Origin of the sequence: Algibacter sp. Ld11, assembly GCF_045066735.1 — a bacterium.
In the GTDB taxonomy this organism is placed as follows: Bacteria; Bacteroidota; Bacteroidia; order Flavobacteriales; family Flavobacteriaceae; genus Algibacter.
This window is the reverse complement of the sequence record NZ_JBISHH010000026.1, coordinates 180,560-205,053: the sequence shown is the minus strand read 5'-3', so window position 1 is coordinate 205,053 and position 24,494 is coordinate 180,560. Positions and strand designations below refer to the sequence as shown.

Here is a 24,494-nt window from a genome sequence, read left to right as displayed (position 1 = left end):
ATTAATGAAAGTATTTTTTATAAAACCTCATCAATAATTCGAGCCACCTCTTCACCTTGTTTATTAAAACCTATAGCTTTATAATGCACATTTCCGGGTGCTTGCTCCCAAGCTTCGCGATGTGGCTTGGTAAAAGTGTACAAATCGTTAATTATAATATCCGGATGATTTACTAAAACTTCTAAAGCTGCTTTATTGTACTTAATACTATCGCCTTTAAAGCGCCCTTTTGCATTTTCGGGAACCGGTGTTGTGGTTGCAAAAATTAATTTTGCCTTCGGAAATTTCGTTTTTAGATATTGACAAATACCCTCTAAATTTTCTTTGTATGTTTTAATGGACGCCACTTGCTTACCACCTTTTTTACTTAGATGCTTTCCTTTTAGGTACTTTAAATCGTGCAAACCAACATTGAAATGAATAACATCCCAATTGAATTTCCAACCTTCCTCTAAGCCGGGTTGAAACATACTTTCTTGAAGCTTTTCCATGTTTGGAATGAACTGATCGCTAGAACCACCATTCTTGAACAAGCGATATACATTCGCTTTTTCTCGTAAAAGCTTCATGACTGTAGATGAATACGCTATGGATATAGAATCTCCATAAATAAACACATTTGGTATTCTGTTTTTAGGGTGAACATACACAAATGCATCAGTTTTATAGATTTCACCTATTTTACCACACAAGGTATCCCAAGTGAGTTTACAAATGGCTTCGTTTGTTTTCTTATAAGTATTTTTAGCAAAAGCTAATGGAGCTATCCCCATGCCTAAAGTGCCAAAACCTATAATTTTTAAAAACTTTTTACGTCTCATAATTTCAATCCTTCAAACTTAATTACTCCAAACTTTAATTCTATTCTCTCCTATTTTTAAATTCTGAAATGGGCCCACTAATGGCTTTTCTGTAGTTCTTTCGCTTCCAAAATAATCTTCATTGATGATGAGTGCAGAGCCATCAGGATTTTCATATGGTGTCTCAGATTGAAAAGCAGCACCTAAAATAGCCGTATTTATAAATTGGGTTTTAACTTGCCTAAAACTCGCGTCTGCGGTAATATTTAAGTAATAACCATCGGCCGATTTAGTTAAACGAATAGCCGGATTTAAGGTTTTATTTTCAACAAGATTTGTTTCTATATTGGATGGTTTAGCTCTATTTAAATACAAATTAGCATCTATAAAAACGGGGAACTTCTGTGCATTATAGTTATTTAAACTACCAGGTGATTTCCATTGGTATGAAGCCGAAGGAAAATCGTTGTAAGCATCCAAACCATAATATTGACTCTTCTCTAATGACTCATTATTGGCCGCAAAAATATTATTATAAAAACGATCGTCACCAAGTATAACCGTCATCATTCCTAAAACTTCCGTAGAATGTGGGAAATGATAATGTGTAAACCTATTTGTTGCCGTTCTCATGTGTATATTTCCTGCAATTAAATTATTTACAAACGCTGTGCCTTGAGACGCATTAAGAATCCCTCTTTCTGAAAGTAAAATATTGTTATCAATTATCATAGGCCCGTGATTCACTTCTACAAACAAATCTTGATCTTCATTATTAAATAAAAGATTACCCGATACCCGAGCACCTTGTGCTTGCCAATCGAGCCAAATACCTCTGTGGTTATCGTGTATAAAATTGTTTTTTATAAGAACATCAATAGCTGCGTGCAGTTTAATTCCGGCAATTTCCCAACCATCAAACTGCTTTTTTACATTTATATTATAAATATGATTGTTCGAGATTTTACTAAAAACACAACCTAGATGACCTATTATTCCGCCCTGTTCACAATCTTTTATGGTATTGTTTCTAATGATATGAGAACCAATTGTTTCCTTAGACCATCCCATTTGTAGGGCTTTGAAAACAACTTCGCGCTCTCGTTGTGTACCATGCTTCTTTTTATCGCGACGCCAAGCATTTTGACCAGAACCCCGTTCTTTTCCTATAACAATTCCTGCACATTTAGAGTCTGTGATGAGGTTATTTTCAATAACCCATCCCTTGCTCCAGTTTGGACCTATTAAACCTTGTTGTTCTGCTGTTGGTGGAGCCCATTGCGTTGCTGCGTGTGCCATTTTAAATCCACGAACGGTGATATAGTTAATTCCTGTTTTCTTCGGAAAAAAGACAGTAGACCTCACGTTGATTTCTACGAGCTCTTTATTTGGGTTTTTATCGTGAAAATTGGCATATATCGTCGTCGTTTCGTTATTAGTTTCACAATACCACTTATATTTAGAACCTTCAACATCCGTTGCTCTTTTTAAAGGATTTAAAGACGCTACTTTAGATAAACTATCAATCTCATACAAAGCCTTTCCATTTACGTAAACCTCCCCTAAATGATGATCTCTGCCGTAAGTTTTTGTTAGCCAATCGCCATAAAGAATTTCTTGATACGGATTAAAATCTCCGAAGAAACTATTATCAATCACGACTTTCCAAACAGAGCCTTTATGCTTTTTCCAAGTACTGATAACTTCGGAACCTTTAATCCAAACCTCTTCGTTTTCGGCCGCCTGATAAACAATTCTGTCCCTTTCGTTTCTTCCTCCATAAAACGGATCTATGCGCTCCCTATAAACACCTTTGTGAACGATAATAAAATCGCCTGGTTGTGCTAATTTAGCTGCTTTGGAAATAGTTTTAAACGGAGCGCTCTGGCTTCCTTCATTAAAATCATTTCCTTTTTTTGATACATGAAAATCTTTTGCTTGAACCATAAAAGAACAAACAAAAAATAAGACTCTGAAAATGCTGACTTTTGCTCTCATTCTATTTATTTATTAGAATCAAATTCTATTATTATTTTAGAAATAATTTTATTCGCCAACATCACTAACTTCAATTTAAAAATTTCAATATAAGCTTACTTAATTTAAGCTCATCCATGTTAATTGTTCCCAATTTTCTTTTACAAAAGGTTGTGCTTCACCTTCAGTAGATCTTCCGCTTTCGATTATATGAGTGATTTTGGCTTTTAATCGTTCTACAACTTCTGGTTGTTCAAAATATAAATTTGTAGTTTCCCCAGGGTCGTTTTCTATATCGTATAGTTCAAACGGTGCTTCGCCTTCTTTTGGTTCTATAATTACAGGTTTTAAAGAACCACCAGAACCTCTAAGCATGTTTAACTTCCATTTCCCTTCGCGAATAGCGAAATGTCCTGTGAATGAATGGTGAATCACTGGTCTATCTGCTTTTTGTTTAACAGCTTCATCCTTAATCATTGGCCATAAACTATAACTGTCTTCTCCTGCATTATCAGGTATTTTAGCCCCAACAATATCAGCAATAGTAGCTAAATAATCGGTTTGACAAACCGGATCGTTTACTTGTGTTCCTGCTTTAATGGCATTTGGCCAACGCATTAAAAACGGTACCCGGTGCCCACCTTCATAAATATCACGTTTTCCCCCTTTAAAATTCATACAACTGTAATGTTCGTAGGTGTCTCTCTGATATTCGTAATTAGACTCGGCTCCATTATCCGATGAAAAAATAACCAAAGTATTTTCATCTAAACCATTTGCTTTTAAAGCTTCCAAAACTTGCCCGATGCGATAATCTGTTTCTTCCATAAAATCGCCATAATTTCCGCAATTACTTTTCCCTTGAAAATCAGGATGTGTACAATGCGGTAAATGGGGACTTGTAAGTGGTAAGTATAAAAAGAAAGGTTTTCCCGATTTGGATTCATCGGCAGCATTACCAATATATTCAACAGCCTTATCTGCAAACGTTTTAATTACCAATTCATCATTAAAAGAAGGTGCTACCTCAACATAACCTTTAGCTTTTTCTTCTTGATATGGCGGTGTCATTCTATAAGTTCGTGGTGTGACATCCATTTTCTTTTTTGTGAACAACGTTGGTGGATCTAGAACACGATTGTTTTCTAAGAATGTTAATATACCATAATTCATGGAGGCAGCAATTCCAAAGAAATAATCGAAACCTTTTTCAATGGGACCATCTGTAAAAGGTTTAGACCAATCGCGACCACCTGTTTTTACATCACCTTCAAATTCCATTTGAAGATGCCATTTACCAATCATAGCAGTACTATAACCTTGCTCACGAAGTAACGAAGCAATCGTCATTCTATCTTTTTCAATTAAACATGGGCCATCTGCACGTAACACATTTTTTTTCAAACTCGTTCTCCAACTGTAGCGTCCTGTTAACAAACTGTATCTAGACGGCGTACAAACCGCATCGCTACTGTGGCCATCGGTAAAAGTAACACCTTCGTTCGCTAACTTATCCATATTTGGGGTTCTAAATTTCGCTTCTGGATTAAGCGCACCGACATCGCCGTAACCTTGATCGTCGGTATAAATAATGACTATGTTTGGTTTTGTTTCAACATGTTTAGTTTGTTGTGTTCTACAGCCTACTAGTCCTAAAAAAGTTACTAAAACAATACAGCTTACTATTAACTTAATATTGACTTTTTTAAATCTTGATTCGATGTGCTTCATTGCTTTATACTTCAATTTCATCTTTATTAATACGCTTAATGTTATTATTTAAAACCTAAATTAACAGCTGGCATTTCTGCATTAACTTCTTTTTGCCATTTTTTTAGATTGGCCGCTAGTTCTTGTACTTTTATAGGATGTTTACTAAGCAAGTTATGTTGTTCTGCCATATCCTCTTTTAAATTGTACAGAAACTCTTTTTCTGTTTCAAACTCAACAATATACTTCCATTTTCCTTTTCGGATAGCTGCTCCCATTGACAACCCTTCCTTTCTATGATGTGGAAAATGCCAGTATAAAGATCTTTCTGTAAAAAAATTTTCACTATTAAATAAAGGTAACATACTAATCCCTTCTAATTTAGAGTGTGCAGTTGGATTTGCTCCTGCTAATGCTAGAAATGTTGGAAAAAAGTCCACACTACTTACAGGTGTATTACACACGCTCCCAGCTATAATTTTACCTTGCCAATTGACAATCATAGGCACACGAATACCGCCTTCATTTAACGTACCCTTTTTTCCTTTTAAAGGTGGATTGCCCCATAGACCTCCATTGTCTGAATAGAAGATAACCACAGTGTTTTCTAACAAATTTAGGGTTTCTAATTTGTTCATTACTTTGCCAACATTCTGATCTAATTTTTCAATCATAGCGAAATACTTATTGCCATCATGTCTTTCAACAAATTTATCAGGAGCTGCCAAAGGTGTGTGCACGGTATATGTTGCCAAATTCAATAAAAAAGGTTTATCCTTATTTTGTTCTATAAAAGTAACAGCTTCATCCCCCAATCTGTCTGTAAGGTATTCTCCAGTTGGTCCATCGCTAATAGTTCCATTTTTATAAGGGGAAAAATAACTATCAGGTTGACCATAAGCACAACCTCCAATGTTTAAATCAAAACCATGATAATCTGGATTAAACTTTGGATTAACTATTCCGTCTTCTGTATAAATAGACCCTTCTCCTCCTAAATGCCATTTCCCAATATACCCTGTAGAATACCCATGTGTTTTTAAAGCTTCAGCAATGGTGATTTCTTCTTGTGGTAAATGATCTAGAAAGAAAGCTTCTTTCAACTTTTTACCTTTGTTTAATTTCTCCAAATATTTATCCATTCCCATTCCTGGAATATGACATGTAATTTTAATGGCTGCAGGAGATTTCCCTGTAACAATACTCGCTCTGGTAGGAGAACAAACTGGTGCCGCTGCATAAGCGTCTGTAAACAGCATTCCCGTTTGAGTTAACTTATTAATATTTGGTGTTTTAACACCTACTTTTTGATTCATATATTCTACATCAGAATAGCCTAAATCATCCACTATAATGAAAACAATATTAGGTTTTCTTTCTATCGATTGAGAAACTTGTGACGAACAAATCGAAGAATAAAATAACAAGACTAATACAGTCTGTATGGATAAAAAAACACGTATTTTATACATATTTATTCGTTCATTTTTTTTATTAAAACACTTTTTTATTTCTAAAAACTAATTGATAACAGGTCTAATCCATATCGCATGTCCGCCACCTGGTGCCATCTTAATATTTAAAATATCTCCTTTTTTTACGATAAATTTTCTTATTTGATAAGCTTCCGGATTGGTTTCGCAATGTGTATCTTTGGTATCTTCATAAAAAGTGGCATCATACATTTGGTTCTCTTTTAGAAACTCTAAATTAATATCTAGTGCTCCTCCTTTTTGATTATAGACTGAGCCAACAAACCAATCATCACCATGTCTTCTAGCTGTTGAGATATATTCGCCTATTTTAGCATGTAACACCTTACTATCATCCCATTTGCCTACTGGCATTTTTTCTATAAATTCAAACAAATCCGCTTTTTTTGCATAGGCCTCAGGGGCATCTGGGATACACACTAATCCGCTATGAATAATTAATGTTCGCGCTACTTCTGAAGCTACTGTAGAAAAATAAGAATGTGTTTTTCTCGGGCCCTTTTGCCTGTTACCATTATTAATGTCTACTAGTGAAAAGTTACCGTTATTCATATCCAATGGTCCTTGCACAGCGTTAATTAGTGCCATTTTGATAAAAGTTTCAGGCGTAAAAGCTCTTCTAGAATCTTGCTGAGCATGGCAGTACTCTTTAGTTATTGCATTTGGCAATGTGCGCTCTATACCAGTGAAAGGAACTGGTCCGTCATGAAAATCGACTAACAGATGGTTTTCTGCGCTTTTTTCTATCGCATTACGCGTAAATAACACTTTACTACCCATAAAACCATATTTTATGCCACTCATACCAAGTGATTTGTAATACGGAAACAAGTTATCATCACCAAAATCACCTTTATGCCTATCATAATATAATATCAACTTTACATCTTTTGTTTTAGCATAAGCAGAAACTTTTTCTATATCAAGATTTTCTGTAATTTCAAGATGCCCACTAGTTGCTTTGGTGAACCAAAAATCGTCTATTAGAAAATACTCAATACCTTTTTCAGCTGCAAAATCTATAAAGCGCATATAACTTTTGGTGTCTATACCATAGGTAAAGCCGTCTTCTGCTTTATACCCATGAACTCGCCAATCCCAAAGGGTTTTACCGGGTTTTATCCAAGAAGTATCTTCTAATTGATTTGGTGTTGCTAGATTGAGAGGCATGGTATTAGTAACCAAGTCTCCTACCTTATCATTAACCAAAATAACGCGCCATGGGGTTGTTGTAAATGTGCCTTTTAGCTTGGTTTTGTTTGAAGAAACTAAAGTATTTTTGTTTTTATTAAAATTGAAATTTATAACTCCAAATTCTGGAGATGAATATAAATCTGACTCTAAAAGAGATAAAAATGTATTTTCAGAATTCTCAACAACCATGGGCATTACTAATTTAGGAGCTTTATCTATACTAGATAATTCTTTAATAGTAATTGGACCCAAAGGGACACCTTCCCCAGCTGGAAAATACAAAATATCTTTCTGACTTAAATTATATTCACAATAAAGCTCAGCTTCGGTTCCCTCATTATAACCATCTAATGTATATCTAAAACCAAGCCCTTCATTAAATACACGTACATAAAGTTTTGCTTGAATACCTTCAATATCTAAATCTAAAACAAGTTCATTGTATTGATTGTCAATCTCACTAAACTGCCCCCAAACTGGTTGCCACGTCGAATTTTGAGAATTTATTTTAGACCCTTTAACTTTCAGTCGGGCTCCACTTGATAAAATAGAAATTTGAGATGAAGTAATTAGCTCTTTTCCTTCTTTTAAGAGTGAATAACTTAAAACATTATTCGCTTCATTTATTAAAACTGATATTTTTCCTGTTGGCGAATTAACTTCAAATACCGTATTTGCAAAAGCACAAGAATTTGTTAAGCCAAATAACAATATAACACTAAAAATAGTTTGAAAACTTAATCTCATTCTTGATTAACACTTTATATTAATATAAATTATTTACAATTTCTCAACATAAACATAGTAAGCAGGATGCACTCTACCTCCTTCATCTATTAATTGCGCCTCCATATCGTATTTTCCAGCAGGTATTTTCCCTTTAAAGGTTACTTCATCTTCATTTGCTTTGATATCTAAAGTTTTAGAAATATTAGCAACGTATAAGAAAGCTTCTTTAAAATCCGATTTTACGCTAGCTGGCGATGTTTTATCGTACTCAATAGCTCCTTCTTGAGCCGGAAATGTCGCATTTATACCTAAGTTACTTTCTCTTGGAAACCTGCGCAAACTAATGCTGTACTCACCATCTTCTACGAATTCAATTTTCCATTTACCGCCTGCACGAGTTCCAGTAATAGCGCCATTTTGATGCCATGAACCACTATATTTTCCAACAATCATGTCGTGTGCAGAAATACGACTTGGGTTATCTTTTGAAGAGCCTACTTTAATATAGGCATAACGTTCATTTACTTCTTCATCTACAAAAGATTTCCACCATTTCTCATAGCCTACACTTAGCCGTGCTGCAACTTCCGGATGGCCCGAAATTATATTATTTTCTTGACCTAAATCTTTATCTATGTCATACAATTCTTTACCATCAACCAATCTCCAATTGGCATCCATAACGGTATATTTTTTATACTTTATAAGGTTCTGTTCTCTTTGGGTATCCATATATAAAATACGATTTTCCCAGGTAGCATGTCTATTTTCTAACAAAGGTGTTAAACTTTTACCATCCAATTTCTTGACAGGATTGAAGTCTAAACCTAACAAATCTACAAACGTTGGTAGTAAATCGTAATGTGCCACAAGCTCATCAATATCTTTTCCTCCAGTAAGTTTTCCATCTGGCCATCTAATATAAAGTGGTACACGGTGTCCTCCTTCATATTGACTCCCTTTGCCCCCTTTTAAGCCAGCATTGTAAACACTTCTTCCTGCTGCTGTTCCATTATCTGTAGTGAAAATAACGATGGTATTATCAGCGATACCTAAATCTTCTAATTTATCTTCTAACTTTTTAAAATTATCATCAATATTGGTAATCATTCCATAAAAACGCAAGGTTCTTTCATTGATATCCTTATACTTTTTACCCTGATATAAATCGAAATAATCTTTTGGAAGATTATAAGGTGAATGCGGAGCATTGGTAGAAATATAACAGAAAAAAGGCTTGTCTTTATTCGTTTCAATAAAATCTAAAGCACCTTTAAAAAACACATCTGAGCAATAGCCGTTGTACTTTTCCATTTTGCTATTATGCCAATAGGTATCATCAAAATAATCGTTACCCCAATAATCAGGACCTTGCCCTATACCGCCACCGCCATGACGAATAACTTCATGAAAACCTCTATCTTCAGGACGATAGGGATAATTATCACCCAAGTGCCATTTTCCAAACATGGCGTTGGTATATCCATTTTGAGCAAAAATTTGGGGTAAAGTCACTTCATCTTCAAAAAGAATAGAGCGTCCATTAATGGTATGAAACACATTAACTCGATTACTATGGCGCCCCGTCATTATAGCTCCTCTTGTTGGCGCACATGTTGTAGATACGTGGTAATTGGTAAAACGAACCGCATCGGAATAGAACTTATCGATGTTTGGTGTTTTAATAAACTGGTTACCTTCACAGGCTAAATCGCCTTTACCTTGATCATCGGTAATTAAAATAATGACATTTGGTTTTTGTTTTAATTGTGCAAAAACGTCATTAAAACAAGTAACTATGGCAACTAAAAGGAATAATACTGTTCTTTTTCTCATTATGGTAAAAATTAGTTTTTCAGTACTTAAAATTAAGAACTTATACCGTTTTACTTACATTTTTTCGACGAGCGTATAATACGCACCTAATTCTTTTCCAGAATCTAAAGTAAACCAAGTTTGAAGTTGTGTTTCTCCTGCTTTAAGATTTACTGTGAACTCTACAAATTCCGCATTAGGATCTACAGCTACAGACTGCTCTTCATCTTGAATTTTAATTCTAGCATTTTTAATAGTTAAAGCTTTACTTTTTACACTTTCTCTTACTGTTGTGCCTTCTAAAGTTGGGCGCACAGGAGCAATTCCGTTTAACGGCAAACCTGTTTCTATTGGCCAACGACGTAATTTTAAATTGTACGTTCCGCTTTCTGCAACCTTTACTAACCAGTAGCCATTGTCGATATAACCTTGTCTGATGTGACGTTGGTGCCACGGACTCGCCACAGCTGTAGTGTGCCAATCGTGACCATGCAAAGTGGTTGGGTTATCCATTGACGAACCAACAATAATATAGGGTTGATCTATATAACCTGGCGAGATTTCTTTCCACCAAGCATCATATTCTGCTTTAAAAGCTGTCATCTTTTCTGGAAACTGATCGGCAACATTGGTACGTTGTTCTGGATCTTTACTTACATCGTACAATTCAGTACCATTTACAAGTCTCCAATCTCCTTTCATAAAAGCGGTTCTTCTCCAAGGTTCTGGCATTTCAATTCTTTGAGAATTCGTTATAACTGCACGATCTACAAATTCTGCATTCTCACCATCAATTAATGGTCTTAAACTTTTTCCGTCGAATTTTAAATCTTCTTTAACTTCCAAACCACATAAATCGACCAAAGTTGGTGCAATATCATAATGTGCTGTAAGTTCGTTAATATCTTTTCCTGTAGTAATACCACCATCTTTCCAGTGAATGAATAATGGCACACGGTGCCCACCTTCATACATACTTGCTTTAATACCGCGCATGCCAGCATTGAATCCTTTATCGGTAAAACCATCTAAACGATCGCCTCCTTTTTCAATTTTCGCACCTGCTGAAGTTCCGTTATCCGTAGAAAAAATCAAAATGGTGTTATCCATTAAATCGATTTCTTTTAAATATTCTACTAATTTTCCAAGATTTTCATCAACGTTAGAAATTAAACCATAAAAAGCTGCGTTTGGTATATTTTCATTATCCTTATATGGATCTGAATATTTATTTTCTACAAAATATGGTGTGTGGGCAGCATTGGTAGATAAATAGCAAAAGAAAGGCTTATTATTCTTTTGATTTTCTTCCATATATTTTTTAGCATTATTGAACCAGATATCGGTACAAAACCCTTCGAATTTCTCTAGTTTCCCATTGTGCATATAGGTGTCATTAAAATAATCATTATCCCAATAATCCATAGTTTGCTCGATTCCGCCACCACCATGCACTAAAACTTCCTCAAAGCCTTTATCTTGTGGACGAAATGGGTAATTATCTCCTAAGTGCCATTTTCCAAAAATTCCAGTAGCATAACCATTATCTTTAAACACCTGAGCTATTGTTGTCTCTCTCTCTAAAATTAACGAACGTCCATTTACAGTATGCCAAACCCCTGCTCGATTAGAATGATGTCCGGTCATTAAAGCTGCACGTGTTGGTGCACAAGTTGGAGACACATGATATTGCGTAAATCGCGCACTTTTGTCGTAAAGATTATCGATATTAGGTGTTTTTATCTCCTTATTACCAAGGCGTCCAATATCACCATAACCTTGATCATCGACAACAAGTAAAATAACATTTGGTTTTTCTTGTAGTACTAATTGTTCTTCCTTCTTTTCTCTAGAACCACAACTAAAAGTTAGTAAAACAAAGCCTTGTAATAAAGCGTAATGAAATATTTGTTTGAAATTAATTTTCATTTAATTAAGTAAATTTTAATGAGAAAATATTTAAAAATGTATTACTTACGAAAATACCTTTTCGACAGAAATTATGCTATAACTTATAGTTCTTTAAGTATAAACTATCAACGGTTTTATATATTACAAGACTTTAAACTATTTTAGAGAGGTTATAAAAGTGGTTTAAATGAGATGAAACACGTCTAAATACTTAATAATTTATTTGACTGTTATGTATATTATAAAGAGTGAAAAATCTTTTATAATCTCAATATTTTTGAAAATGATAAAAGAACAGACTTAAAATAGAAACCCATGTAAAACAAAAAATCCAGCTCGAAAGCTGGATTTTTAATATTTATAATTTTAGAAAACTATGCTCCATTTTCTTTTTTAATCAGGTTTAAAGCCGAACCTTCGTTATACCATGCAATTTGTGCGTCGTTATAGGTATGGTTCAATTTAATAACATCTTTACTTCCATCGACATGAACAACCTCTAAAGTTAATAGTTTGTCTGGCGCGAATGTATCTATATCTAAGAAATTGAAGGTATCATCTTCTTGAATTAAATCATAATCAGTTTCGTTGGCAAATGTTAAACCTAACATACCTTGCTTTTTAAGGTTTGTTTCGTGAATACGTGCAAACGATTTTACTATTACGGCAGCAACACCTAAATGTCTAGGTTCCATAGCAGCATGCTCACGAGAAGATCCCTCTCCATAATTATGGTCTCCCACAACAATAGTTTTAATTCCCGCTGCTTTGTAAGCACGCGCTGTATCAGGCACACCTCCAAAATCCCCAGTTAATTGGTTTTTAACAAAATTAGTTTTTTCACCAAATGCATTAACGGCACCAATTAAACAGTTGTTTGAAATATTATCCAAATGCCCACGAAAGCGCAACCAAGGTCCCGCCATAGAAATATGGTCGGTAGTACATTTACCTAAGGCTTTTATCAATAGTTTAGCACCTGTAATATCATTACCAAGCGGAGTAAACGGTGTTAGCAATTGTAAACGCTCCGAATCTTCAGCAACTTTTACTTGCACGTGGCTACCATCGGCTTCTGGCGCAAGGTATCCATTATCTTTAACTTCAAATCCTTTTGGAGGTAGTTCCCACCCAGTTGGCTCATCGAACATTACTTCTTCACCATTTTCATTAATTAACTTATCTGTCATTGGATTGAAGTCTAAACGACCTGCAATAGCAATGGCTGCTGTTATTTCTGGAGAGGCAACAAAAGCATGTGTATTTGGATTTCCATCAGCTCGTTTCGCAAAATTTCGGTTAAACGAGTGTACAATACTATTTTTTGGTGCGTTCTTTGGGTCGCTATATCTTGCCCATTGTCCAATACATGGCCCACAGGCATTTGTAAATATTTTTGCATCTAATTTTTCAAAAATACCAAGAATTCCATCGCGATCTGCTGTATAACGCACTTGCTCTGATCCTGGGTTAATTCCTAATTCAGATTTCATTTTTAAACCTTTATCTAAGGCTTGTTGCGCTATGGATGATGCACGAGACAAATCTTCATAAGATGAATTGGTACACGAACCAATTAAACCCCATTCTACTTTTAGAGGCCACTCGTTAGCGGTAGCTTTTTCATTCATATCCTTACCAACTTGTGTCGATAAATCTGGTGTAAACGGCCCGTTTAACAAGGGGCCTAATTCTGTTAAGTTTATTTCTATAAGTTCATCAAAATATTGTTCAGGATTTGCATAGACTTCATCATCTCCTGTAAGGTAATCTTTAACCGCGTTTGCAGCATCTGCAACATCGCTTCTATCGGTAGCACGTAAATAACGCTCCATAGACTCATCATACCCGAAAGTAGATGTAGTCGCTCCAATTTCGGCTCCCATATTACAAATGGTTCCTTTACCTGTACAAGACATTGATGTTGCTCCAGGCCCAAAATATTCTACAATTGCTCCGGTACCGCCTTTTGCAGTAAGAATTTCGGCTACTTTTAAAATAACATCCTTGGGTGCTGTCCAACCAGATAATTTACCTGTTAACTTAACACCTATTAATTTTGGAAATTTAAGCTCCCATGCCATTCCGGCCATAACATCTACTGCATCTGCCCCACCAACACCAATAGCTACCATACCTAAACCACCAGCGTTTACTGTGTGAGAATCGGTACCAATCATCATTCCTCCCGGAAATGCATAATTTTCTAAAACAACTTGGTGAATAATACCTGCACCTGGTTTCCAGAATCCAATACCATATTTATTTGATACAGATTCTAAAAAATTAAAAACCTCACTACTTACACTATTAGCATGTTTTAAATCTTTTGCTGCTCCTTCTTTAGCCTGAATTAAGTGATCGCAATGTACGGTAGTTGGCACTGCTACTTTGGATTTTCCGGCTTGCATAAATTGCAATAAAGCCATTTGTGCTGTTGCATCTTGGCAAGCAATTCTATCTGGTGCGAAATCTACATAATCCTTACCTCTCTCGAAAGCCTTTGTTGGGTTTCCGTCCCAAAGGTGAGAATATAAAATCTTTTCAGAAAGTGTCAATGGTTTATTTACAATGCTTCGTGCTTTGTCTACACGCTCTGCCATTTTTGTATAAACCTCCTTAATCATGTCGATGTCAAATGCCATAAAATATTTGTTTTTTTGTTATTTGAAATTTAATTACTACAATGTACAAAATATAGAATTATTACAATCATATTTTCACATTTTGATAACGTTAAATAATTATACTACAGCACGTGCCGTTGTTAATATTCAACTTCAAAAATTAATAAAATAAAGGCATACTATGCCTTTTGCTTTAATGTCGAAATTAAACTATCTATGGTGATTTTTTTACCTTGAAAAAAAATATAATTAACTGTATTAAACAAAAAAATCCCGAGCCTAAGACCCGGGATTTTTAATAATTATAATTTAACCTTTTTTATTAGCTTACTAATTGTTTTTGAGAAGGCTTAAATTTTGTTAATACAATACCATCAACCGCAGCTTCATATTCTGCCATAGTTGGTGTTCTACCTAAAATTGTAGACAATACTACTACTGGTGTAGAAGATAATAAAGATTCTCCTTTTTTACCATCCTTATCTCTTACAACTCTTCCTTGGAATAAACGTGTAGAAGTAGCCATTACTGTATCTCCCGGTTCAGCTTTTTCTTGGTTACCCATACATAAATTACAACCTGGACGTTCTAAATATAACATATTCTCATATTTAGTACGTGCTAATCCTTTTGGTGCGCTATCATCAAATTCGAAACCTGAATATTTTACTAAAATATCCCAATCTCCTTCTGCTTTTAACTCATCAACAATGTTGTAGGTTGGAGGAGCAACAACTAAAGGCGCCTTAAACTCTACCTTCCCATATTGCGCTTCAATGTTCTTTAGCATTTGAGCTAAGATTTGCATATCTCCTTTATGGATCATACAAGATCCAACAAAACCTAAATCAACTTGTTTTGTACCTCCGTAGTATGACAATGGACGAATATTATCGTGCGTATAACGCTTTGATACATCTTCATTATTTACATCTGGATCAGCAATCATTGGTTCGATAATCTTATCTAAATCAATAACAACATCTGCGTAATATTTAGCATCTGAATCTGGCTTTAATGCCGATTTAGTTCCTGTTTTAATTTCTGTGATACGATTATTTGCTTTATCAACTAATCCTTTAAGATCTTGCTTTGGATTATCCATCCCCTTATCAATCATAATTTGAATACGATCTCTAGAGATTTCTAATGACTCAATTAAAGTTTCATCTTCAGAAATACAGATAGATGCTTTTGCTTTCATTTCAGCCGTCCAATCTGTAAAAGTAAAGGCTTGATCGGAAGTTAATGTTCCAATGTGTACTTCAATAATTTTTCCTTGAAAAACATTCTCTCCATCAAATTGATTTAGCATTTGCTCTTGAGTAGCATGTACCACATCACGGAAATCCATATAAGGTTTCATTTCCCCTTTAAAAGTAACTTTAACAGACTCTGGAATTGGCATTGTAGCCTCACCTGTAGCTAAAGCTAAAGCAACTGTTCCTGAATCTGCTCCAAAGGCAACTCCTTTTGCCATACGTGTATGAGAATCTCCACCAATAATTACATCCCAATCATCAACTGCAAGATCATTTAATACTTTATGAATTACATCGGTCATGGCGTGATATTTCCCTTTAGGGTCACGCGCAGTAACTAATCCGAAGTCGTTCATAAACTTCATTAGTCTTGGAATATTAGCTTTAGACTTATCATCCCAAACAGAAGCTGTATGACATCCTGATTGATAACCTGTATCAACAATTGGAGAAATAACTGTAGCAGCCATCATTTCTAATTCTTGAGAAGTCATTAAACCTGTAGTATCTTGAGAGCCTACAATGTTTACCTCAACTCTAACATTAGAACCTGCATGTAAAGTTTTACCTGGAGTAGTACCTACTGCATTTCTGTTAAAAATCTTTTCAACTGCAGTTAAACCTTGTCCTTCAATAGAAACTTCTTTTGAAGTTGCATATACCTGAGGAATCTCTATATCTAGAATCTTACAAGCTAGTGTTTGTAATTTTTTACCAAATACAACAGCATAAGAACCACCTGCCTTAATAAACTCCATTTTTGGTGGCGTTAATGCTGCAGAGATATCTTTTAATTCTTTGTCTCCGTTATATAATTTTTTTGTTTTTGTATTGATAGTAAGAACTGTACCTGTAGCTACAGAATACTCTTCTTTTAAAATTGCTTCTCCATCTTCATCAACAATAGTATTTCCGTCAGCATCTTTTTGCTTAACCCAGTTTTTTAAGTCAATACCAATACCTCCAGTTACCCCAACAGTTGTTAAGAAAATTGGAGCAATACCATTTGTACCAGCAATTACTGGTGCAAAATTAATAAATGGCACATACTTACTAAAAGGAACACCTGTCCATAATGCCACGTTATTTACACCTGACATTCTTGAAGATCCAACTCCCATGGTTCCTTTATCGGCAATTAACATCACACGTTTATCAGGGTGTTGTTCTTTTAAAGCTAATAACTCATTCTGCATATCTTTGTTATGCTCAAACATACATTGGCCATGTAATTCACGATCTGATCTAGAGTGTGCATCTGCACCCGGAGATAATAAATCTGTAGAGATATCACCAACACCTGCAATATAAGTTACCACTTCAATTTTTTCTTCAACTTCTGGAAGTTTAGTGAAAAACTCTGCTTGCGCATAACTTTCTAACAATTCTTTAGCGATAGTGTTTCCTGCTTTAAAAGCATTTTCTAAAAGCTCCATATCTGCCTCGTACAAAAACACTTGTGTTTTTAAAACTTTTGCAGCCTCTGCAGCAATTGCAACATCTTCTCCTAAAGCCAAATCAAGCAAAACTTCAATAGAAGGTCCACCTTTCATGTGCGACAATTGTTCAAATGCAAAAGCTGGAGTAATTTCTTTTACTTCAGATTCACCAAGAATAATTTCTTTTAAAAACTTAGATTTTACTCCAGCAGCGCTTGTGGTTCCTGGTAAAACATTATAGATAAAGAAATTAAGAGATTCTTCTCTATATTCATTATCCAAGTCTTTAATTTGCTCAATGATTTCGCTTAATAACTCAGCGCCATCAATTGGCTGCGGATGAAGTCCTTGATCTTTTCTTTCTTCAATCTGCTTGATGTAATCTTTATAAGTGGTCATAAATAATAATTTTCAATTTAGTTTATGCAAGTTTACTAAATAACTATAAACAAGGAAAACAAAAGAAACGAAATCGATATAGTTATTTGCTTAAAAACGTGTTTTTAGACTATAACCTGACAAAGCTTTTGTGTTTTTCTTTAAAATAGTTCGATATTTTAAAAACTTGTATGTTGCGCTAATTTGTTACACTGCTTTGAAATAAATAAACTTTACCAAAACAACAAAAAACTGTTTTTTTAACGTTCTACAAACATAAAAAATATAAAGCAAAGTTTTAAAAAGAATTGATGCAATACAATAAGCAGTGATAACAAATTATTATAGTATCATTAGATTTTAATATCATTAGGATTATATCAGTATTTTACAACAATCACTGAACTATTCTTAAAATATTTCAAAAATATTTCACTATAAACGAAGCTTCTCGGTATTTAGTTAAAGGCTTCTCATAAAACTTATATAATAAGAAGGACAAAATGAACGAAATAGCCCAAAAACCAATCAATATGATAAATTTAATAGAACTAGACTCCAATTCTACATCGATAAAATACTGAATGGATAATAATACTATTGAATAATTTATTAGATATAAACTATAAGACCATAAGCTAATATTTGTAATAGTTTTGGATAAAACAACTTTAGAATTCCAACTAGAAAGAACAGGAAACAGTAACAGTAAACTTATAGAAATAAGAGGTAAATAAAATACATTAAAAAATAACGATGTGGTTTCTGGCTGAATAGATTTCATAAAAATTACCCCATGCATCCCAAAGAATATAAAAAGACCTAAAGCGAAGGCTTGCACCTTATATTTTCTCCAATACAGATTAAAGTGAAATGCCATATAAGCCCCTATGAAACCATAATAAATAGAGTCTATACGATAAACCACTACTTTTCGAACTAACTTACTCCAATCTTGATTTACTTGTGAATAATGACCTAAATGAAATTTATAACGTAATAAAGCAGTAACTAAAACGATAAAACCTGTAATTCCCATAAAAACTAATTGCTTATTAATACGTTTAAAAGAAATACTAAGTAAAAACACCAAAAAAGGACCTATAATATAGGCATATTCTTCTATGGATAAACTCCAAGCTTCAGTAAAGAAATTAGGATGCGGTGATGAGAAATTTTGAAGAAAAACAAAAAACAAACCAACTCCATCAATAATTTCGTTGTAAAAAACATAGAACAAAATAATATTGATAATTAACACCAAGAAATAATTAGGAAGCGTTCTAAACCAACGTCTAATCCAAAAATGAAATAATTGCTTAAAACTTAAACAATCTTGATTAATTTCCTTTAAAAGCAAACCGCCGATTAAAAAGCCACTTAAAACAAAAAATAAATCGACACCTATGGTACCGAAAAACTGAAAAATGGTGATTACAATATGATGCGTATTTGGAAAAAGTAATAGTGTAGAATGCGAACATAACACCATTATTATAGCTAATGCCCTAACAAAATCTAATCCAAAAATTCTATGTTTTTTATTACTATACATCGATTGGTTTCAATGTACAATAATTTAGAATAAACTTTTAATAATATCGGTTTCCGAAATACCTTCGGCCTCAGCCTTGTAGTTTTTAATAATACGGTGTCTCAAAATACCTTCTGCAACAGCTTGAACGTTTTCAATATCTGGAGAAAATTTACCATTTACTGCCGCGTGTGTTTTAGCTGCCAAAATTAAATTTTGAGAGGCTCTTGGACCAGCTCCCCAGTCTAAATAATTTTTAACAATTTCTGGAGCTTGATCGCTATTTGGTCTTGTTTTACCAACCATAGCAACTGCATATTCTATAACATTATCTGCAACAGGTATACGACGAATTAAATGTTGAAAATCGACAATTTGCTGAGCAGAAAACAAAGCGTTAACCGTTACCTTATTATCATTTGTAGTTGATTTAACTACTTCTACTTCTTCTTTAAAGGTTGGGTAGTCTAAATTAATAGCAAACATAAAACGGTCTAACTGAGCCTCTGGCAAAGGGTAAGTTCCCTCCTGCTCTATTGGATTTTGGGTTGCTAAAACAAAATAAGGTAAATCTAATTTATAATGGTGGCCTGCAACCGTAACAGCACGTTCTTGCATGGCTTCTAAAAGTGCGGCTTGTGTTTTTGGTGGTGTTCTATTTATCTCATCTGCCAAAATAATATTAGCAAAAATTGGACCTTTAATAAATTTAAAATGGCGGTCTTCATCAAGAATTTCACTTCCTAAAATATCACTAGGCATTAAATCTGGTGTAAACTGAATGCGTTTAAAATCGAGACCTAAAGCTTGTGCTATAGTGTTTACCATTAATGTTTTTGCTAATCCTGGCACACCTATAAGTAAGGCATGTCCTCCGGAAAAAACAGAAATTAAAATCTGATTTACAACAGCTTCCTGACCAATAATTACTTTGGCAACTTCAGTTTTTAATGCTTTAAATTGTTTTACAAATTGTTCAATGGCAGCTACATCAGACATGGACTTACTTTTTTAACCAGTTACTAGAAAACTCACAATCTCTATACTTAGATCCAATCTTTATATAGGTATCGGCTATTTTCTCTTTTTGCCAATCTTCGATGGCTTTAATTTTCTTTTCGTCTAGTGCAAGTTCTCTAATTTTTAAGTAATCTCTAGCATAATTAGCTTCATGCTCATTTATTCTATCGGTTACGCGTAAAATTTTAAACTTAACATTTCCTGTTCTGTCTTGCTCAGTGAGCACTAAACTTACTTCTCCTTCTTTTAAATCTTGAATTTGAGAATATAATTCCGGATCCATTTTAGTTAATTCGAAGTTATAATCTTGTGTTGCTGGGTTAATTAACTGCCCACCATCATTTCTAGTTTCTTTCTCGTCACTAGCTTCTCTAGCAGCCTCTGCAAAAGTTATTGAACCACTTTCAATACGTTCTCTAACTTTTTCAAGACGTGCTTTAGCCTCTGCTATAGCTTCACTCGAAACTTTTGGTGTTAATAGAATATGACTAACATCGTACTCTTGACCCCTAATTTTATCTACCGTTATAATGTGGTAACCAAAATCGGATTTAAAAGGCTCAGAAATCTCACCTTCTTGAAGGGCGAAAGCAACTTGCCTAAATTCCTTTACCATTCTCGGTTTTTTCTTGTTTAGAGTATATTTACCACCACGACTAGCAGAACCAGGATCTTCTGAATATAAAACTGCTTTAGAACGGAAACTTGCTCCTTTCTCAATAATATCGGCTTTAAATTGCTTTAATCTGTTTATAACATCTTGCTCCTCTTCGGCAGACACTTGAGGCTCCGAAACAATTTGAGCCACTTTAAGTTCTGTACCAAACGTTGGACGTTCCTCTTTAGGTATTTTGGTAAAAAATAAACGAACTTCTTCTGGAGTTACTTCTATTTCAGAAACAATTTTAGCTTGCATGTCTTTAGCTAACTTGTTCTTCTTATTAATTTCAAACATTTCTTCTCGAACCGCTTTTTCTGTATCTTTTTCATAAAGCGCCAATAAACGTTTCATATCACCATTTAATTCAGCTAAAAACTGCTCCATTTGGTAATCTACCATACTGCGTATTTCAGCATCAGAAACTACAATACTATCTTGGATAGCATGGTGTGCATACAACTTATCTTCTAGCAACTTACCAAACAACTGGCAAGCCTCAATATCTTTTACATTAACCCCTTGTGCCTCTAATTGCAAATACGTTTTGTCAACATCAGACTCTAAAACAATAAAATCACCAACCACAGCTGCTACCGCATCTACTTTTTTCTTTTTATAATCGCTTGGCACAGCACTTTTAACGTTTTCCGCTAAGCTTGTGGAGTCTACTTTTGCAACAACATCATCTTCAATAATTTCTTGTGCAAATACTGCGTTTCCTATACATAGTAAAGCAACAGTAATAAATTTTAAGTTATTTATAAATTTCAAATTCTTTATTTTTAATAGCATCCTTTGTAATGTCTTTTTCTAATTTTTTAATAAGTTCTAATTTACGTCTATTTCTAACAATTTGATTAATTGTTGGCGTAACAAATTCTAGCGGCGCTGTATCATTTCGTAATAAAACATCATTAATTTGCATCAAATATACTCCTAATGAATCTTTGAGCTGTACAAAATTAGATTTTTTTAACAGTTGATTTTTATTTTCTGGTGTAATCGCAGGAATTTTACTAATAACCTGGCTTACTTTTATCCAAATAGAGTCGTTTAATGAATACGATTTAAACTGAATAGATATAGAGTCGAGTTCCCTTTTGTCCGTTTCATTAAATCTTTTAAATTTCTTCTCAATACCACTGTAGTCTATAATATTTTCATCTACATGAATGTATCTAAATTTAACCAACTCTTCATTCAATTTAAAAACATCCTTATTTTGATCGTAATACATTTCTGCCATGCTTCTATTTACAACCGTATCCAGACTTCTACTAACTAAAGCCTCAATGTAAGCTTTGGTGTATAAATCTGTTTTATATTGTTTTACCAATTTATCGAATGCCACCTGTTTTTCTTCACTTAAATTAAGTAAAGCTCCATCCAAAAACAACTGCTTTGTAGCCCAATTATTGATATAGTTTTGTACTAAAACGGCGCTATCTTCTTTTGAACTAGCATCAGAAACTAATGCCGAAACATCGTCTTTATATAAATATGAATTATTTACTCTAGCAATAGGCTCGCGACTATCTTCTTCTTTTAATGAAAAATCGCAAGACACCATAAACGATGCTAAAATGACTAAAATTATTATTTTCTGCATCTGTTATTTTTCTATTTCAGATTTCACCTTTTTCAAAACATCCTTATGAACAATTACTGGATATTTTTTAGCTAGTGCTTCTACCCATTTAGCTTCCTTTTCATTTTGATAGTCGGATATAACTGCCCCTTTTGCTTCTTCCAAAGTTTTTTCTGTTTTTGAAAGAATTTCTTTTACCTGAACAACTGCAAAAGCATCATGGTGTTTAAAAATCTTAGAAATACCTTTTTTAAATTTAAATCCTTTTGGAAGGGCCTGATGCTCGGCATCCATAATACCAGATGTAAAAATAACTTCTACGGCATCATTACTATTTACCAAGTTTTTTATGCGATCTAAAGACATATTCTCTTCAAGTAATTTAGATACTTTTTTCAAGGTTTTTTGTTTAGTCGAAGAAGCCACAACGGCATCTATACGTTCTGGTAAAATGTAATTCTTTTTATTAGAATTATAGAACTCTTGAATATCTAAAGAATCAGTTTTTGATGCATTCCATATGGTATTTTCCATTAAATCGAAAAGTAACAAACCATCGCGATACTCGTTAATAACATTTGCAAATTCCGGATTAACTTGATCTAAATGCGCTTCGTGATATTCTACTAAACTCTTATTGAAAAACTCTGTATATTTTGTTGAAACTATATTTATAAATGGTGTATTTTCGCGAAGATTACGCTGTGTTTTTACCATGTAATTTCCAAAATCTTTATAAGTAAAGTCCTTTTCACCTATAGTAAACAATATTTTTGTCGCTTGAAAATCTGATGGTAATTTCCATTTACGCTTGTAATAGTCTTCATTTAAAACCGAAACAAAATAATCGAGATTTGGTTGCACACCGCTCAGGTTATAGGTTGCTTTAAGTTTGTTATACAAAGCATTATCGATGCGCTTAGAACGCTCATCCCGCTTTACCTTCTGAACCAATTCTGTTTTAACATCCTCAAAATTTTCAACTGGTTTTTTATTGTATAGCTTAACAATATGCCAACCGTATTGCGTTTTAAATGGTTCTGAAACCGCTCCTACATCTTCTAGACCAAAAGCAACGTCTTCAAATTCTGATGCACTTAACTGCCCGCCAGAAAACGGAGGCATCAACCCTCCTTTTGATGCCGAACTTTTATCATCTGAGAATTGCTTAGCTAATGCCTCAAAATCTTCACCTTGATTTATTTTTTTATAAATATCCTGAATTCTAGTTTCAGGATTTTCAGTATTCGCTTCCCCTTCCTTGTTAACCACCATTATATGAGCTACTGTGCGTTCGCCACGAGATTTACGCTTCTCTTGTACATTAACAATATGATAACCAAAACGCGTTCTAAAAGGTTGAGATGTCTCGCCTACTGCTGTATTAAAAGCTGCATTCTCAAAAGCATAAACCATTTTAAAACCGTTAAACCACCCAAGTTGCTCTGCTATTACAGTTTTTCCATCGGCTTTTTTTGTCATTACATTTCCAAAACCATCAGCTAAAGTCGCTTCGCGTAGCTTGGTGATTTTATTATAAGCTGCTAAAGTATCTAATGGCGCAGCATCTTCAGATAATAGCACAAGGATATGCTGTGCTTTTACATCGTTAGAAATTCTATTATACGCTTCTTCAACTAAAGCTTCAGTCACCGTATTATCTGTCATAAAGTTTTTGGCAAGCTGTTTTCTGTAAGTTAATAATTCGCGTTTATAAGATGGTTTTTCGTTTAGACCAAGAGTTTTAGCTTCCTTTAACTTAAGCTTATAATTTGTAAAAAGTTTTAAATAGGCATCTACATCTTTTTGAGATTCGTCTTGAACTAAATCTAAATTTTTATTGTAAACATTCATAAATTCCGACACATAAACCGGGTCGCCATCAACCTCAAGTAACACCTCTTTATCTATGGTTTGAGCATTCAACAAACAACAAAAAAAGAACGGAATTTGGATAAAAAAATATTTAAACTTCATTTGAAAATATAAATTTTTAGTAAAAACAAAAATAGTAATATAAAGCTATAAAGCAAGTTGCTTTAACAAACGTTTAAAAATCATAGATATTACACTTTTTAAAGTATATTTGAAACCATAAAAACACAAAAATAAACATGCGTAAACTTAAACTTATTTGGGATTTTCGTGGACCTAATAGTCAAAGAACAGCAGAACACCACGTTATACATTTAAAAGAATATATTACCCTAGAAAAACTAGATATAAACATTACTGGTATTGAAGTTTTAAGCGAAATGCACGCCATTGCTTATTTAGTTGTCGATGAGGCTAATATGAAACCACTTAGAGATGCATTAAAACCACACCGAGGACAAGTTTATACCGCCTAACTACA

Annotated in this window: 15 protein-coding genes; 1 reads left to right on the top strand and 14 read right to left on the bottom strand. The window is 34.0% G+C overall.

Translation table 11 applies throughout. From position 1 onward, the window contains the following. Positions 1-17: 17 nt before the first annotated feature. The 14 genes from ACJJV4_RS17590 to ACJJV4_RS17525 form a co-directional block, all read right to left on the bottom strand. Positions 18-821: an SGNH/GDSL hydrolase family protein gene (locus tag ACJJV4_RS17590; protein ID WP_405296705.1), complete on the bottom strand. Its 804-nt coding sequence runs from the start codon at positions 819-821 to the stop codon at positions 18-20. Positions 822-839: 18 nt separating this feature from the next. Further along, positions 840-2,798, bottom strand: a complete 1,959-nt coding sequence (locus tag ACJJV4_RS17585) for a DUF1565 domain-containing protein (RefSeq protein WP_405296704.1) — start codon at positions 2,796-2,798, stop codon at positions 840-842. A gap of 99 nt (positions 2,799-2,897) precedes the next feature. Further along, positions 2,898-4,508, bottom strand: a complete 1,611-nt coding sequence (locus tag ACJJV4_RS17580; protein WP_405296703.1) for an arylsulfatase — start codon at positions 4,506-4,508, stop codon at positions 2,898-2,900. A gap of 44 nt (positions 4,509-4,552) precedes the next feature. Then, on the bottom strand, positions 4,553-5,959 hold the full coding sequence (locus ACJJV4_RS17575; RefSeq protein WP_405296702.1) for a sulfatase: 1,407 nt from the start codon (positions 5,957-5,959) through the stop codon (positions 4,553-4,555). A 48-nt stretch (positions 5,960-6,007) separates the two neighbouring features. Next, positions 6,008-7,921, bottom strand: a complete 1,914-nt coding sequence (locus ACJJV4_RS17570) for a glycoside hydrolase family 97 catalytic domain-containing protein (protein ID WP_405296701.1) — start codon at positions 7,919-7,921, stop codon at positions 6,008-6,010. A 33-nt stretch (positions 7,922-7,954) separates the two neighbouring features. Beyond that, positions 7,955-9,739, bottom strand: coding sequence for an arylsulfatase (locus ACJJV4_RS17565; RefSeq protein ID WP_405296700.1), 1,785 nt, complete (start codon positions 9,737-9,739; stop codon positions 7,955-7,957). Between the two features lie 54 nt (positions 9,740-9,793). Further along, on the bottom strand, positions 9,794-11,647 hold the full coding sequence (locus ACJJV4_RS17560; RefSeq protein ID WP_405296699.1) for an arylsulfatase: 1,854 nt from the start codon (positions 11,645-11,647) through the stop codon (positions 9,794-9,796). Positions 11,648-12,003: 356 nt separating this feature from the next. After that, entirely contained in the window at positions 12,004-14,274 is a 2,271-nt protein-coding gene (locus tag ACJJV4_RS17555; RefSeq protein WP_405296698.1) for an aconitate hydratase, read from the bottom strand. A 304-nt stretch (positions 14,275-14,578) separates the two neighbouring features. Then, on the bottom strand, positions 14,579-17,356 hold the full coding sequence (locus tag ACJJV4_RS17550; protein WP_405296697.1) for a bifunctional aconitate hydratase 2/2-methylisocitrate dehydratase: 2,778 nt from the start codon (positions 17,354-17,356) through the stop codon (positions 14,579-14,581). Between the two features lie 400 nt (positions 17,357-17,756). Then, on the bottom strand, positions 17,757-18,890 hold the full coding sequence (locus ACJJV4_RS17545; RefSeq protein WP_405296696.1) for an acyltransferase family protein: 1,134 nt from the start codon (positions 18,888-18,890) through the stop codon (positions 17,757-17,759). 24 nt (positions 18,891-18,914) lie between these two features. After that, positions 18,915-19,868 carry an AAA family ATPase gene (locus tag ACJJV4_RS17540; protein WP_405296695.1) on the bottom strand — a complete coding sequence of 318 codons (954 nt, stop codon included), beginning with the start codon at positions 19,866-19,868 and terminating at the stop codon, positions 18,915-18,917. Between the two features lie 4 nt (positions 19,869-19,872). Then, positions 19,873-21,321, bottom strand: coding sequence for a peptidylprolyl isomerase (locus ACJJV4_RS17535; RefSeq protein WP_405296694.1), 1,449 nt, complete (start codon positions 21,319-21,321; stop codon positions 19,873-19,875). Continuing rightward, on the bottom strand, positions 21,305-22,159 hold the full coding sequence (locus ACJJV4_RS17530) for a peptidyl-prolyl cis-trans isomerase (RefSeq protein ID WP_405296693.1): 855 nt from the start codon (positions 22,157-22,159) through the stop codon (positions 21,305-21,307). The genes ACJJV4_RS17535 and ACJJV4_RS17530 overlap by 17 nt, the downstream gene beginning before the upstream one ends. 3 nt (positions 22,160-22,162) lie before the next feature. Continuing rightward, entirely contained in the window at positions 22,163-24,115 is a 1,953-nt protein-coding gene (locus tag ACJJV4_RS17525) for a peptidylprolyl isomerase (RefSeq protein ID WP_405296692.1), read from the bottom strand. Between the two features lie 137 nt (positions 24,116-24,252). On the opposite strand from ACJJV4_RS17525, the gene ACJJV4_RS17520 reads away from it, so the two are divergent. Further along, positions 24,253-24,489 (top strand): hypothetical protein, encoded by a 237-nt coding sequence (locus tag ACJJV4_RS17520; protein ID WP_405296691.1) that lies wholly within the window; start codon positions 24,253-24,255, stop codon positions 24,487-24,489. Positions 24,490-24,494: the final 5 nt, after the last annotated feature.